Below are 14,911 nucleotides of genomic sequence, written 5' to 3'. Positions count from 1 at the left end.
ATAAACACAAAATATAGTGCTTAGTGATCTAGGGAATACAAGATGTGGTGTATTAGGCGAGAATTCCGCAAAACAAACATTGATCTAAATCATTTTTTAGCAAGGACAGTACAGGGAACAACCGATGATTTTGAACCTGAGCTAAAATTTGAATGTACGCTTTTTTTTGTGTCTTTTTGTCAACAATTTTAATTGCTTCTAAGTCCAGTTTTTCACAAAAAACTCCTTGCAAATTAAGCAAGGCAATGTAACACCTCGCAATATCTACAAGCAGATCACAACCTGTGAAAATCATCATCACGCGCTAGCCTGGGTTGTGCATATGGGATAACGATTATCAATTAGGCCAAGTTGACGAATGGGTAACTCTCATGTAGTTGCTAGGGGTTGTCCCTTAACTCTTTGCACCATCGTTATTGGCGAAAAATAATTGAGGGACACCCCCTTGCATGTAACTGACAACTTCAGTGATCCCGTAAACTTCAAGCTCGATTCCAATATCTACCGAAATTACAGCCTCCCCCCTATTCAACTCACTAGGTTTCACGATCTAATAGAGTCGTACCAGTCACTACAAAAATAATCCTAATGCATCGATTGTTGCTATTATTCGCCCTAATTTTGGCTTTTCCTGCACACAACAACGCCAAAACTATGGCAAATCATCAGACCACCAAGCGCTTACCCCAAGATAGCCCCTCACCGTTAATTATTGTTAGCTGGAACATGCAGTGGCTCGCCTGGCCTGATAAAAGTATCACGATCCCAAGAACCCCAGGAGACTACAGGCGCCTGGCTAACATCATCTCTGAGCTCTCTCCTGATGTCCTCGCATTTCAAGAGGTTGATAGTATTGAAGCAATCCAGGCTATACTCCCTCGTACCGGTTATAAAGTCTTCCTCTCTGACCGCCATAAAAACCGTAATGAGCAGTTTCCGCAACAGAACCAATTTACGGGTTTTGCTGTTAAGGGATCTCTTCGCGTTACCGATGCTCCCGATCTCGAAACACTCAATGTGTCTCATGGTAAAAGGACGAGAAAACTCAGATATGGGAGCTATCTTATTATCCACACGGCTCCCGATACAAAGTTACACTTACTCAATGTTCACCTAAAATCAGGTTGTTTCAGCAGAAAATACAAGCAAGGCAGCCAGTCTTGTCGGACACTTAGGCAGCAAGGTGCGATTCTGGCAAGCTGGATTCAGCAGCGTCAAAGCAACTATGAAGACTTCCTTATAGTGGGCGATTTCAACCACCAACTAAACAGTAAGCAGCAGTGGCTACTCTCGTCCCTCAATGATGCACTGCCACAAACCGTATCAAACCTTACCAATGGATTAACTGCCTTGTGCAAAGTGCGCCATACCAATCGTGATGGAACCAAAGAAATACGTTATTACAAATCGCTAATTGATCATGCGCTGAGTTCTGTTCAGATAAGCCTGAAGACTCGTCAATACGGTCAGGTCTATCAATACCAGTTCAGCAACCATCTCATTGAACGCTACCAGTTGTCTGATCACTGTCCATTAGTACTTCATATCCCGACCATGAAGCGGTGATTTTTTAACCAATCCATTTCGATTCATGAGATCTTGCTCAATCTTTAATATGATTGTCATTTTATATTGGCACTGTAAGCCATATAGATATGTACTCAAGGACGTTGAAGTCACTTGGGTAAAGTAGAGACAATACTCAGCATACAGATCAAATAGGATGAATATGGACGCTTTAAACCAGTATACGTTTGTCGCGCCAACTGAAGATGAGCTCATGGTTGAGCAACCTGATACGCTTTATCTTTCTGTTGACTGTGATGATGAACTTGCAAACGACGTTATCGTTGTAAGCTAGCTTCTAATCAAAGAATTTATTGTATTAAACAAGCATAAAAAAGCCCGGATAACCGGGCTTTTTTATGCTTACTCTCGTATGTAGCCATTATTATAATGCCTGACATCAGGCACAATATTATGCTTGTTCAACAGCCGATACATCGTAGCACGCGAAACACCAAGATCCTTCGCCGCCGATGCCACCTGCCCTCGGTGCGTTTCAAGCACGGCAACCAATACATCTTTCTCTGCTTCATCTTTAATATTTCTTAGACTCTGCTTGAGATTGGCTTTGCTCGGCAGATCAAAGTGTTCGGCACGAACCTCGTTACCTTCCGCTAATAGTGCGGCTCGCTTAACTTGATTAATCAGTTCCCTAACATTTCCAGGCCAGCTATAACGTAACAGCAATTGCTTTGAATCTTCCGAAAATGTCGCCGCCATCGTACTGTATTCTCTGGCAAATTTGGTTAAGAACGTCTCCGCTAGCAAAAATATGTCTGAACCACGTTCACGTAGGGTTGGAACTTTAATGTGGAAAACATTTAAGCGGTAGAATAGTTCTTTACTAAATTCACCATTCGCCACAGCCGACTCAAGATCTGCGCTTGAAGAGGCGATTATACGAACATCAGACGAGGAATCATCATCAAGCGTATCCCCGGCTGGAACTTGTAAAAATGTGAGGAGCTCATCCTGAAGTTCTTTAGAGAGTTCTTCAATATTATCCAATAAAACAGTGCCATTGAACGAAGAACCATCTTCTTGCGTATAAGAGCCATCCAAGAATGATATTTTCTCGTCATCCCGAGTTAATGAACCACAGTTAACAGTGATAAAAGGGGCATTCTTGCGCTTTGATAGATTATGAATTGACTTAGCAATCAATTCTTTACCAGTACCATTTTCACCTGTTAAAAAGACATTTACCTCTGTTAAGGCAACTCTACGGACCATATCACGAAGTTGTTTGATCGACTTTGACTCGCCAAATAGCCCCATATCATGCTGAGAAGTAATCTCAACCCATGAACTTGCCTCAATTTCAAGCATCCCCAGTTGATGACCTACAGTATCAAGTAGTTGACTTCCGGGGATCGGAACTGAAAAAAAGTCCACACAAAAATTATTAATAAATTGACAGATAGCATCTGTTTTTAACTGCTCTTTTTTTATTATCGCAATCCACTTAACTTGTTTAGTTTTGTTTGCCCTTAAAGAAATGCTATTTAAGCTAAAATCATTATTGCTTAAATCAACAATGCAAATACATGGGCTGTACTCTTCCAGTATTGAGTCAGCCGTACGCAGGTCATAGCAGCAGTGGGTTTTCCAACCAGATTGTTCAAGAAGCGCAATCCAAGGTTCGTAGTTACATCCAATTGCAACCAATCGACCATTAATTGATTTATTTTGACATTGAGCCACCATTGAAGTCACCTTCTATCAATGTGCATATTATTGTTGATGTCTTAAAAAATATAGGCAATAAACCGCACCTTTGCAGGGTATCAGATGTAAGAATAGTCTTGTAACATCAGTAACTATAAAAAAAACAATAAATAGTCAATATAAATCAAATGCTTGTAAGAGTAACATTTTACAATAATTATTTGAACTTCTTGAATTAGATTAAATTACTAACAACAAAAAAGGTACAGCATGAATGCTGTACCTTATTTAAAGACAAAAAAACACTAAAAAAACAAAAAATTAATATGCCACTCGTTTAGTAGCCAGTATATAGAATGGAATTTTCTAGCCGGTTTCGGTATATTGACTGCTTCGTAAAAGCACTTACATCAGCTTCAATATTCATCGTTGTCTGGTTATAAATCCGGGTTCCATCCTCGGTATTTTGAATGATGAAACCTGAACTTTCCGAGCTAGGTGATGCGTTATTAATATTATTATCACCAATGGATATATATTGTAATGGATTATAACCATCGATTACTTCGGTTCCTGAGTGGCTTACAAGCAAACCATTATTGATGGTGAAATCTGCAATATGAGTGGATAAGACAGTCTCGCCGTTAATGGTTGTAGTCATGGTAAGGCCAATATTTATAACACTGTCATTGATCGTAACAAAACCCCCTCGCATTAAAGACATCTCATTATCTGACAATGGAGCTAACTCCATCTCATCAATAGTAGGAAACGAGATGGAAGCATTTGCTGCAATAGCAGCACCTCCTATCGTCGTTGCGACGAATATACGAGTAAATTTTTTCATACTAGCCTCTAATAATCATTCGCACCAGGCAGTGTAATACTAAACGTTGCAAGTGAATCTCTAGCTATTGCTTCTGATGACGGTGATGACGTATAAATATTATAGTTTTCAGCCGTGATAAAATTCTCACGGCCTTCTTTTGCTCTACTCTTTACAAGCAAAACTGCATTTTTATAATATGGCTTGAATTCTTCTATTGGCATGACGAGGGTTCCCCTGGATGGATCCCCAAGGATAACCTCCTTACTATTAATACCCTTTATCACAACAAAGTGCATATAACCATCAAAGTTAACAATCGTAATACCAGGAATTCTGATCTTCCTAAACTTTTCAATTGGGATCTTATATCCGTCAGCTTGTAACCCTATCGAGTTTAGATATTTTTTCATATCTAGCATAGAAAAACCCTGTTTTTCTATTTTGTTCTTATCACCATTTTTAAACATATATTCAAAAATAGTATTTTCAGATGCGTCAATACCATAATGAAAAGAAAGCAAAGAAGCGACAGCCGCCGACCCACAGCTAAAATCATATTGTTGACGATAAACATCACCAAAAAGCTGTTCTTGATAAGTTTTTACATTAACGTTGTAGCTACCCCGACTAGGAAAGTAGTCTAAAGCACTAACACTTTCGCTAACCAACAGGCCAACAATAAACAATGTCGATTTTTTCATAATCTATACCGTTTGTTACAGGCCTATTCATTTATCAACCCTTCCATCGAAATCATAAACCCACTGATTATCAAATAAGAAAGGTTCATATTCTAGGCAAATTATAAGGGCCATTTTCAGGCCCTTTGTCAATTAAAGCCTATGGGTAACTACCCATAGAACCTGAGCCTACGCCACTATTATCGGCAACCAACGCTGCATTTGTACTTGATGCCTGCTGAACCATTGAGTTATTACCCACGTTCTGCGCTGATACATTAATACCAGCAGCACCAGAGAATGAATCCAACATTTCATTACTATGGTGAACTTCTACTACTGAAGAACCACCACGCCCCTTACAGCAAGCCCCACCATAAGTTACGGTGTTATCCATCACATAACCGTGAAGCTTAGATTCTGCAAGATAATTGTTGATTTCTTTATCTAGTTCAAAATCAACAGACCAGTCGTGAACTGAATTGTCCTCAACATATTTTTTGTAGGTATTACCAACATTATCTAGTTTAAGAATATCATTGTCGCTATTACCAACGTTGCTAATATAGACAGTTTTATTTTTATTGAATTCAGCATCCGCTGTATAATAAAGATTACCACTGCCATCAATAGTAACATCATCAATGTCTGAGCCGTAACCATAATCGTAATCGTAACCATAGCCTTCTGCTAGAGCAAAAGGTGATGCCACAAGTGCTGCAATAAGCATAAGATTTGTTTTACGCATGATATTACTCCAAATATTGTAAATTCTTATTATCTACATCCCTATAGCTCTGGCATTAAAATTATTGCCTTAAATCTTAGTCTAGTGACTCAAGGCAATAATTCACCCATTTAACTAAAGAAGTATTGTCACTTGTCCTGCGAAACCAAAATGTACTTCTGCTATTATATTTTGATTGATTGCTAGCATATTTAACCATGCTAACTTAGATAGACTAACAATTTACTTCAATGTCAGGTTTACCACGGTCGCATTCTGAATTAACACATTGTTACCAGTGTTTTGGACTACATGTATTACCCCTGTGGCATCACCGAATGATCCTGCATCAATCGTATTACTACCCGTGGTATTATTATAAGCCCCATTACCTGCAACATCGCCATACATATCTGAAGTGGCCTGAATATTATCAATGCTCAGCTCATAGTTACCGCCACGAGACTGTATCATCATATCATCACTCAAGGTTTCAGAATTTGCTAGAATATCCAACTCATCTGCAACAACCCCACAAGATAGAAGAGACGCTGCTATCAGTGTTAAATATTTCATGACATCCTCCTGAGGGCTGTAATACAGCCCTCAGTTATGTGTTAGTTAGATAACATAGCGTTGGTACTTGCACTCTGCTGTACCAAAGAATTGTTCCCTGCATTTTGAGCCGCAATATTCACACCTGCAGCATTCATATATGCCCCATTCATAGTGTTGGTATGTGTTACTGTTACAGATGATGGATCTGATGGGTAACCATACCCATGGCCATATCCACCACTACAACAGCCTCCACCGTAAGTCACATCATTATATGTAACTGCACCGTCAAGGTATGAGGAGGCAACATAGTAATTCGCTTCAAAGTCAATATCCCAGTCTTGGCTATAATCATGGGTACTATTGTCTATATACTTATGCTTTTCAACATTACCTACATCATATAAAGATAGATAATCATCATCATAATTAAAGCTATCTTTTACCGATACATCTTTGTCATAATTTACTGTCAAAGTTTTATCAATATCTTTATTAAATGAATCGGTTACAGTAATATCTTTTCCGTCATCATAACTTGGATAGTAATACCCTTCTGCAAATGCAAGAGGAGAGCTAACAACTGCTACTAATAGTGCGATATGTGTTTTACGCATGATCCTACTCCAAACATGTTGAGTTGTTCTTTTTTATAATCACTCGCATCTATTCGCGAGATAACTTAATAATAGTTTTAGCAAGACATGTCCTTGTATTAATTTTAATAAAAAACAACCTTATTTAAATATAAACCCAGCACCTTAAGTCCTTATTATTATATTGCCTTATCATTAATAAAATTCTCAACCATTAAAATGTGAAAATATTATTTGAGATAATATTTCCCCGTCTTATTCTCAATAAAATATTATTATCATCTCAGACATAAGACATTTTTTTAATCAGGACTGGTAACAAAAATCTTACAACTGAACTAATATTTTTCTACAAGTTCACATAACTATACAAGTGCAACTTCAATATTTGGGGCATACATGCGTAAAGTAAGTGAGGAAATCGTGAGTATTTTCAGAAATATAGGCTATCTTTTACCTCTTGCTTTGTTCACTGGAACCTGTGTAGCAGAAGAGTCCAAATCATCACAAGAAAAAGCACAAAAACCTAAACGCGTGCAAACTGTTGCTGATATTCTTGAACAACCTGGAGTGCTCACACCTAAAGGCTCCTTTGTTCTCGACACATCTTTTTCTTACACCCAAAACTCATCTAATTCTGTATCGGTGGTCGGTTATACAGTACTACCTTCTTTGATCGTTGGCTTAATCCGCGCCAGTGATATCGATCGAACAACATTAACCTTTGGTCTCACTGGTCGTTACGGGATCACTAACAGGCTAGAGGTAGAAGCACGTATCCCCTGGGTTTATCGTTCAGATTCCATTTCTGAGCGCGAACTAAATAGCGGTTCTAATCAAGCCACCTTACGAAACGTCGATGGCAATGACATTGGTGATATCGAGGCAGCTTTTAAATATCAGATAAACATGCAAGATCCCCCCTATTGGATTGGTAGCCTCCGATTTAAGAGCACCACCGGGAAATCGCCCTATGATGTTGAAATCAATGAGCTCAATGATTTCGAAGAACTGCCAACCGGGTCCGGCTTTCCCAGTATTGAGCCCGGTGTCACCATGATCATGCCCATTGATCCCGCCGTAATATTTATGAACCTGAGTTATATCTGGAACATAAAGGATGATGTAAAAGTTGATGTCACCATACCGGGTGATGATGAGACCGAGGACAGGGATATTCAGGTCAATACCATCGACCTTGGCGATACCATTTCATTCGGTGCAGGTATGGGCTTTGCGGTTAACCCAAAGTTTTCATTCAGCCTTGGGCTTAGCCATAAAACCATTTTAAAATCCAAAATTAACGGTTCAGCATCTGATGACGCGAAAGTCTTGCAGCTTGACTCGCTATCATTTGGCGCTAACTATGCTATTGACAGAAATACCACTATTAATGTGGGAGCCTCGGCTGGCTTAACTGCAGATGCGCCAGACTTCCAGCTAACCGTGCGTATACCGTACACCTTAAAACCTTAAAACCATCATCTGGTTGACTGGATCCCGAACGATTCTCGTATGGGGTTCAGTTTCAATGACTAAAGTCTAATTTTCCTCTATGCTATAACCCTTAAAATAAGTAGTAACAGGAATGAATACATGTCCAACCCATTAGATTCGAGCCAGATCGAGACAATCCAAAGCTATGATACCGAAAAGCGATATAAGTACTTGGTAAAGGAAGTTGTCTCTAACCGTGAAATCTGGATTCTTACGGATGAACATGGCTGCGTCATGCTAAACACCGACGACGAAGACTGTGTTCCTGTGTGGCCTAATAAAGAATTTGCCGAGTCTTGGGCAACTGGTGATTGGGAGTCCTGTAAGGCAGAAGCCATTTCTCTAAACAAGTGGCATAGTCGTTGGACTCACGGCCTTGAAGATGATGAGCTAGCAGTCGTTATCTTCCCAAATCAGGACGAAGATGGATTGGTTGTCTTCCCTGATGAGCTAGATTTTGAGCTTAAGCAGCAAGCTCGTAAGCAGAATCAACGATAAAAGCGCACCGTTACCCTGTGCACAAAAGGAATTCAAAGAAAGGGCTACTAAGCCCTTTCTTTTATCACAAACATTAAACCACGGTATAGTCAATTGCAGTGTATACCCAAGTGACTTCTCATTTGCCTTTATATAAAGATGGAGACAACACGCCATGGAAGCGCTACTGAAGAGCCTCAAACTACAGCCCGAACTAGTTGGTTTTGAAACTGTTATAGAAACAATCAACCGACACTATTGCTATACTCCAACGGCATTTTGCAATGGATTAGGAAATGAAACCCTTGCTAACGCTGCTGGTAGCAACGAAGGATCTTGCCGGATCTTTGCCTTCGCCCAACTCCAGCAACTCTCAGAAGCAGAAACATTGGCTTGTTTCGGTCGTTACTATCGCGAAGACGTTTTACAAAATCCTGATGGAGACGATCATCAAAATATCCGTAACTTCATGAAGTACGGCTGGCAAGGTATTCAATTCACCGGCAAGGCATTATTAGAAAAGTGACGCTAAGCGGGGCATGAGGGGCAAAGCCCCTCGGCAGGTTTGGCATACTATCTTATAGCGATTTCTGACAATGCGTGCATTTTTCTGGCGGCTTCATAAAAAAAGGCGCTCGGGTTGCATTCCCGCATGCTCCACAAAATTTCGTGGCGCGGATCGTTAGCCAAGTTAAAGGAACCATAAAGCCCAGCAAACCCAACATCATCAGCAGCGGTGGTTGCATATAAATAATCATAGCGCCAATAACCACGTTGCTAAATATCGTGTAATACGGCCACAATTTACGTTTGCGTTCTACATCAGATCCTCGCTGGAATAGCATAATGCTACCCGCAGACAATGCCAGCCATACAATCGCAAATGTAATTAATATATCTTGTTGCAAAATGAACACCCATTCAGTAATCCGTAACACGCTTGCAGTTTATCATCTCTGCTCGTAGGCCGGCTAATCTCGTTATCATTTGTTACATATTGGCCCCACACTCCCCCCTCACGATACAGAAAAAAGAGTCAGATTGGGAAGCCAATCACAACCTCAGAAACCCACAACTGATTTTTGCGAGCATCATCCTTGAAAGCCAAACCGCAGGACAGATATCTTAACTGGGCGGATAAGAAGTTGTTCCGTTACCACGTTACTTTGGTGGTAATCTAAGGAGAGTTAATGGTTGCAAAATCCCTATTAAGAACATGTTTTGTTCTGATGTTTGTTCTTGGCCGAAGTCCTGTTGCTTCAGCCGCACTACCTGAATACAACAATTCTGATATAGAGCACCCTTCACCTACACAAGGATCTAAAAAAACATTTCAACGTTCTCTCAGTGGTCTTTACTCCATCCCTAACTACCGGTCACCAACTCTGACTCAACCTCATTCAGACTTCGATGACCTCTACACTCAAGCTGTATCGGCTCAAACCGAATTGGAACAGATAATTCACCAAGTCAGCATGCTATCAGCCACCCAAGCTGTATTACCCGGCCTCAAGTCGAAGCAGAGAGCCAAATACAAGATTTCAACAGAACTTGGTGGCCAAACAGAGTTGCTTACCGACTTAGCACGTGGTTCTCTCGTTTCTAAAGACATAGGCAGCCTAGTGCAGTCTTTTGAGCTGCTAAATAAAAAACTCACCATCGTAGAAGTAAAGAACCGTTTTAAGTCTCCGGCCCCATCAGGCTACCGCGATCTTAAAATGTTAGTTCGCCTGCCCAATAGCCAGCATATTGCTGAAATCCAATTGCACTTAGATGAAATCTCTGAGATCAAAAACGGTGCGGAGCACGACATTTATGAACAAATTCAACTGATAGAACGCGAGGCTAAAGCTGAAAACAGAAGCTTGAATGATATCGAGTTAGCAAAAATCAAATCTTTACGTCACCAGTCACTATCTATGTACCAGTCTGCTTGGCATCAATACCTACAACCAGACAGCATAGCCAGCTAATCTAACCAAATAGTTCAGCCCGGACGGAATTATTCTCGGGCTGACTCAAGCCCAGCATTCATATTCAGTAAATTCATCTTCCGTTCAGATTACTTTGCTATTCTACAGTCCGTAAAAGAGAAACACTCAACAACCTGATACGTCACTTTTGTCAAACTTATCGTTTGAAGACTACCGTTTTACGTATATTGCTGAAGCCAACTGGCGATACCAATCAGCATTACAGGAGTTGTTTAATGGATATCAAATCTGTACTTCGTACCTGCTTTGTCCTTCTTTTTGTATTAGGCCGTGGACCAGCCGTTGCCGCCCCTATTACAAGCTATTCAGAATCAGACTACGAGATACCTTCTAATCAATCAGAAGCAAGTAAGAAATCCTTCCAGCGCAGCCTCAGTGGCCTCTATAGTATTGATAGCTGGAGAACTGCCGGCATTAGCCAGCCATACTCAGAGTTTGACCAACTATATCTTGCAGCGTCCTTAGCACAACAGGAACTCGATACCGTTATCCGAGAAGTCAGTCTGATCACCGATACCCAAGCGATCATTCCAGGGATTAAGTCAGAACAGCGAGCGAAAACAAAAATTGAAACAGAACTGCAAGGTAGAACAGAGCAAATTACTGATTTAGCCCGAGCGTCACTGGTTGCCGATGATATACCAAGCCTGGTTCAAGCCTTTGAGTTATTGAATAAAGAAGTAACCGTTGTCGCGGTAAAAAACCGCTTTAAGTCGCCAACTGATTCAGGCTATCGCGACTTGAAAATGCTGGTTCAATTACCAAAAAGTCAGGTAATTGCAGAAGTTCAGATTCACCTTGATGCCATATCAGCGGTTAAGAACGGCGAGGAACATAAAATCTATGAGCAGATTCAGGGTATTGAGCGCCAAGGGTTAGTGCAAAACCGCCCACTCACAGAGTTTGAGACCGCAAAAATTGCCCAGTTAAGAGCGGTGTCAAAAAACCTTTATCAAGATGCTTGGCAGCAATACTTGCAGCCAGAGGCACTGGCAAGCTAACACAAAGGCAATTCCATCACTCATATATGGGCCGCTCTCGCGGCCTTTTTTGTAACTCAATATTGCGACATTGCTCATTAATAAGACAGCAATCTGATTGTTGACTATCCTTTTATGAGCAAGTCGCAAGGAGGCCTAAACGATGAGTCATCGCTATAAACCAATAGACTGCGCCCTTCACGACAGTTTCGAAATGGCTTGTGTTTACCATTATCGGGTAAAGCTCGACTTACGTGATGACAGCTCAGTTGAAGGCAAATGTATCACCACAGAAACCCACCCAGACAAGTCTGAGTGGCTCATATTCAAAACCCAGTACCAATATACAAAAATTAGGCTGGACTTCATTGAGCGTATGTCTTCGCTCACTCCCGGAGCTAGGTTTTCAGTCATTAACTGCTGACGATCTACGTAAATACACAAAGAGCGCCAATGGCGCTCTTTGGTATTGACAACAGCAGGTACTGTTACTTGTGAACCATAATATCTAAGATCTGTACGTCTGTCTGAGTCATGGCACCATTTGCTAGCGCCGACATGTTACGAATAGAAGTGTCAACATCATCTGCAACAATACCTTCGCTGCCTGTGACTCGAATACCATCAAGTGCCATTAATGCAGCCTTGACTGCGGCACTTGCAGACGAAGAAACTTTCATTGCACAGCTTGTTTTGGCACCGTCACAGATGATCCCGGTAATATCACCGATCATACTGCAAATTGCTGCGCTTATCTGCTCAAAACGGCCACCTAACAGCCACGTCATTCCAGCAACAGCCCCCATCGAAGCAGTTGTCGCCCCACAAAGTGCCGATAACTTATTCTGATAGCTTTTAATATAGATAGCCATAAGGTGGGACATCATCAGAGCACGAGCAGTGGTATCGGCATCAGCCTTAAGATGCTCAGCGACAACAACAACCGGCATGGTTGCAGCAATTCCCTGATTACCCGATCCTGAATTGCTCATTGCTGGTTTCATTGCACCATCCATGCGCGCATCTGACGCCGCAGACGTGCGACGCAGTACGTCAGTCAGCAATCCACCAGATAGCAAACCACGATCAACATTTCGCTGGAAAGTCGCTCCAATTTGCAGGCCATATTTCCCCGTCAAACCTTCGCGAGACAAGGCATCATTCAACTCCAGCGATTCAACAATAAACTGAATATCTTCAATTGGTACGTTTAAAGCGAATTCGTAAATATCGTGTGCCGTCGCCTCAGAAAAAATATTCTTAGGCTGATCAGAATTTGAAGCGACTGGTTGTGGATCAGCGATAAAAATCGCTTTGCCATTCACTTCGATGGAAACCACTTGTGTATGGCCGTCAGCAATAATTACTGTCGCTTCGTCAGTACCGTCGCTAACAGTAACCTTAGCGAATAGAATATTTGTCACCTTGGCGACACCCACACAAACCTGATGCTGCTCCAACATCAGCTTCGCCTGCTCTACGTCCGCCTCGGTAATATTTTTTAGCACTTCAAGTTCGGCTTCAGGTTCACCGGCCAATGCACCCACTGCGGCAGCAATTGGCAGCCCTACCATACCTGTACCAGGAACACCGACACCCATACCATTTTTCATCAGGTTGGGAGAAACAAACGCATCAATTCGGTTAGGCTTACCTTTAAGGTTTCTGGTTGCAATAGCTGCTGCAAGGGCAACAGAAACAGGCTCAGTACAACCTAATGCCGGAACAACTTCTTTCTTTACTGTTTCGATGAAACCGGTCCAGAGGTGTTTATTCATTCGTATTACCTTCAGAAAACAGGTGGAGTGTAGGTATTGGGTTTAATGCCCTTTCTTTTATAGGGTTAATCTACACCTGTCTGAAGGGAATTTTTTTACTAAATTTGCTAAATTACTGCCAATGGGGAGAAATCTTTTCTCTTTCGCCAGGGTTGATTATCCTAACAGCTTCCGCAGCGCCAATCTTCTGCATTAACAGTTTGAAAACGCGAGCGTAAATGCTCTTCATTAATGGGAATATCCGGGTCGACAAACTGGTCGCAAGCCAGCCAACATTCAATACCAATCCGTTCGCCTTCGGCATAGGCTTATCTAGAGCTAGCACCAGCGCCTAACTTGCTCACAATACTGGCGGTACTCATCGCCAAATAGCGCCTCAAGCACATCTTCCTCAGGCCCTATTTGAAAATTATTCATGTAGAAAACAAACAAAGGAATCATGATCACACTAGATAACGCTGAAAAATAAAAAAATGCCGCAACTAACAGGAAAACCAAGCCTAAATACATTGGGTTACGGGAAAAGCGGTAAACCCCCGACGTCACCAGCCTTGAGGTTCTATCAGGCTTTCTTGGATCAACGGTTGTTCGCGCTTTAGCAAAAGCGACTATCCCGGCGAGTCCAATAAGAGTGCCGAACAAACAACACAATAAAACAAGCATTGATTGGCCAAAAAAGGAAAAAGTCCATATAGGCCAATAGTATGAAAATAAATACATACCACCGAGTGTCACCAACAATACAACCGGAGGGGGCAATTTCAGGTACATATTTCATATCCTTACGCTAAACACTATTTAAATTGTATAACACCCATAATCAAACAATTGCAACATGATGAGCATTTCTTCTTTTAGCAATGCCTTTCACTCAGGAGAGCTAGACTTATCGTACTGAAATATAAAGAGTGGGGTTCAGTTAATAGTAATAGATTGATATGGATTGATAAGCCCGATAAAATCTTTCTACTTTTCATCTGCATATCAGAATTAGTGATTCCTTATCATGCAACAATTAAAATATCTTCAAGGTTATCCTGTATCATTAACGGATCAGGTCAGAACACTAATCGATAATCAGAAACTTGAAGCTTTCTTACTGAAAAAATATCCCCGTTGCCACGATATAAAAACAGAAAAAGCCCTGTATGACTTTGTTCAAGATATCAAGAATCAGTACCTTAAAAAGTCACCGCCAATCAGCAAAGTGCTATACGACGGAAAAATCCATGTGATCAACCATGCACTCGGCCTGCATTCCTTCGTTTCCCGAGTACAGGGCAACAAACTTAAAGCCAAGCATGAAATACGAATTTCTTCTGTTTTCAAGCAAGCTCCCCTGCCTTTCTTACGAATGATTGCCGTGCATGAACTAGCACACTTGAGGGAAAAAGAACATAACAAGGCTTTCTATCAGTTATGTTGCCACATGGAGCCTGACTATCATCAACTTGAATTTGACATGCGGCTATTTCTCACTCAATTAGAACTTGCTGGACAGATATATTCCAAATAACAAATACAAACACACTTATTTATAATAAACAGACACTTAAATGAA

Annotated in this window: 19 protein-coding genes; 9 read left to right on the top strand and 10 right to left on the bottom strand. The window is 41.1% G+C overall.

The window, feature by feature from the left end:
• Window positions 1-52: 52 nt before the first annotated feature.
• A complete protein-coding gene (locus tag MD588_RS07140) occupies window positions 53-298 on the bottom strand; it encodes a hypothetical protein (protein WP_265696349.1) in 246 nt (81 codons plus the stop codon).
• A gap of 356 nt (window positions 299-654) precedes the next feature.
• On the opposite strand from MD588_RS07140, the gene MD588_RS07135 reads away from it, so the two are divergent.
• Together MD588_RS07135 and MD588_RS07130 are read left to right on the top strand one after the other, a co-directional pair.
• Window positions 655-1,566, top strand: a complete 912-nt coding sequence (locus MD588_RS07135) for an endonuclease/exonuclease/phosphatase family protein (RefSeq protein ID WP_265696347.1) — start codon at window positions 655-657, stop codon at window positions 1,564-1,566.
• Between the two features lie 163 nt (window positions 1,567-1,729).
• Window positions 1,730-1,861, top strand: a complete 132-nt coding sequence (locus MD588_RS07130) for a hypothetical protein (protein WP_265696346.1) — start codon at window positions 1,730-1,732, stop codon at window positions 1,859-1,861.
• A gap of 68 nt (window positions 1,862-1,929) precedes the next feature.
• Here MD588_RS07130 and MD588_RS07125 read toward each other — a convergent pair whose 3' ends face one another.
• The 6 genes from MD588_RS07125 to MD588_RS07100 all read right to left on the bottom strand — a co-directional run bounded on the left by MD588_RS07125 (window position 1,930) and on the right by MD588_RS07100 (window position 6,645).
• A complete protein-coding gene (locus MD588_RS07125) occupies window positions 1,930-3,273 on the bottom strand; it encodes a sigma-54-dependent transcriptional regulator (RefSeq protein ID WP_265696344.1) in 1,344 nt (447 codons plus the stop codon).
• Between the two features lie 298 nt (window positions 3,274-3,571).
• Window positions 3,572-4,081, bottom strand: coding sequence for a hypothetical protein (locus MD588_RS07120; RefSeq protein ID WP_265696343.1), 510 nt, complete (start codon window positions 4,079-4,081; stop codon window positions 3,572-3,574).
• 8 nt (window positions 4,082-4,089) lie between these two features.
• The gene (locus tag MD588_RS07115; protein ID WP_265696341.1) at window positions 4,090-4,764 is read right to left on the bottom strand and encodes a C39 family peptidase; all 675 of its coding nucleotides are present in this window, start codon (window positions 4,762-4,764) and stop codon (window positions 4,090-4,092) included.
• Between the two features lie 139 nt (window positions 4,765-4,903).
• Window positions 4,904-5,491, bottom strand: coding sequence for a hypothetical protein (locus tag MD588_RS07110; protein ID WP_265696340.1), 588 nt, complete (start codon window positions 5,489-5,491; stop codon window positions 4,904-4,906).
• Window positions 5,492-5,713: 222 nt separating this feature from the next.
• Window positions 5,714-6,046, bottom strand: coding sequence for a carbon storage regulator (locus MD588_RS07105; RefSeq protein ID WP_265696339.1), 333 nt, complete (start codon window positions 6,044-6,046; stop codon window positions 5,714-5,716).
• A 41-nt stretch (window positions 6,047-6,087) separates the two neighbouring features.
• Complete coding sequence (locus tag MD588_RS07100) at window positions 6,088-6,645, bottom strand: hypothetical protein (RefSeq protein ID WP_265696338.1); 558 nt, start codon at window positions 6,643-6,645, stop codon at window positions 6,088-6,090.
• Between the two features lie 378 nt (window positions 6,646-7,023).
• Here MD588_RS07100 and MD588_RS07095 point away from each other — a divergent pair, with 378 nt between their 5' ends.
• The 3 genes from MD588_RS07095 (at window position 7,024) to MD588_RS07085 (ending at window position 9,124) form a co-directional block, all read left to right on the top strand.
• Window positions 7,024-8,100, top strand: coding sequence for a transporter (locus tag MD588_RS07095; RefSeq protein WP_265696337.1), 1,077 nt, complete (start codon window positions 7,024-7,026; stop codon window positions 8,098-8,100).
• A 120-nt stretch (window positions 8,101-8,220) separates the two neighbouring features.
• Complete coding sequence (locus tag MD588_RS07090) at window positions 8,221-8,619, top strand: DUF2750 domain-containing protein (RefSeq protein WP_265696336.1); 399 nt, start codon at window positions 8,221-8,223, stop codon at window positions 8,617-8,619.
• A gap of 154 nt (window positions 8,620-8,773) precedes the next feature.
• Entirely contained in the window at window positions 8,774-9,124 is a 351-nt protein-coding gene (locus MD588_RS07085) for a HopJ type III effector protein (RefSeq protein WP_265696335.1), read from the top strand.
• 52 nt (window positions 9,125-9,176) lie between these two features.
• Here the strand turns inward: MD588_RS07085 and MD588_RS07080 are convergent, their stop codons facing one another.
• Entirely contained in the window at window positions 9,177-9,515 is a 339-nt protein-coding gene (locus MD588_RS07080) for a hypothetical protein (protein WP_265696334.1), read from the bottom strand.
• A gap of 273 nt (window positions 9,516-9,788) precedes the next feature.
• Between MD588_RS07080 and MD588_RS07075 the strand changes: the two genes are divergently transcribed.
• The 3 genes from MD588_RS07075 to MD588_RS26110 all read left to right on the top strand — a co-directional run bounded on the left by MD588_RS07075 (window position 9,789) and on the right by MD588_RS26110 (window position 11,996).
• Entirely contained in the window at window positions 9,789-10,571 is a 783-nt protein-coding gene (locus MD588_RS07075) for a nucleotidyltransferase family protein (RefSeq protein ID WP_265696333.1), read from the top strand.
• A 242-nt stretch (window positions 10,572-10,813) separates the two neighbouring features.
• Window positions 10,814-11,593, top strand: coding sequence for a nucleotidyltransferase family protein (locus tag MD588_RS07070; protein ID WP_265696549.1), 780 nt, complete (start codon window positions 10,814-10,816; stop codon window positions 11,591-11,593).
• Between the two features lie 142 nt (window positions 11,594-11,735).
• Window positions 11,736-11,996, top strand: a complete 261-nt coding sequence (locus MD588_RS26110) for a Rho-binding antiterminator (RefSeq protein ID WP_407676553.1) — start codon at window positions 11,736-11,738, stop codon at window positions 11,994-11,996.
• A 64-nt stretch (window positions 11,997-12,060) separates the two neighbouring features.
• Here MD588_RS26110 and MD588_RS07065 read toward each other — a convergent pair whose 3' ends face one another.
• The gene (locus MD588_RS07065; protein ID WP_265696331.1) at window positions 12,061-13,350 is read right to left on the bottom strand and encodes an L-cysteine desulfidase family protein; all 1,290 of its coding nucleotides are present in this window, start codon (window positions 13,348-13,350) and stop codon (window positions 12,061-12,063) included.
• Between the two features lie 318 nt (window positions 13,351-13,668).
• Window positions 13,669-14,121, bottom strand: coding sequence for a methyltransferase family protein (locus tag MD588_RS07060; protein ID WP_265696329.1), 453 nt, complete (start codon window positions 14,119-14,121; stop codon window positions 13,669-13,671).
• A 235-nt stretch (window positions 14,122-14,356) separates the two neighbouring features.
• On the opposite strand from MD588_RS07060, the gene MD588_RS07055 reads away from it, so the two are divergent.
• A complete protein-coding gene (locus tag MD588_RS07055; protein ID WP_265696328.1) occupies window positions 14,357-14,866 on the top strand; it encodes a M48 family metallopeptidase in 510 nt (169 codons plus the stop codon).
• Window positions 14,867-14,911 lie beyond the last annotated feature (45 nt).

Source organism: Photobacterium obscurum (assembly GCF_026191635.1).
Classification (GTDB): Bacteria; Pseudomonadota; Gammaproteobacteria; order Enterobacterales; family Vibrionaceae; genus Photobacterium; species Photobacterium obscurum.
The sequence above is the reverse complement of the archived record's forward strand: the minus strand, read 5'-3'. Positions and strand labels throughout refer to the sequence as shown.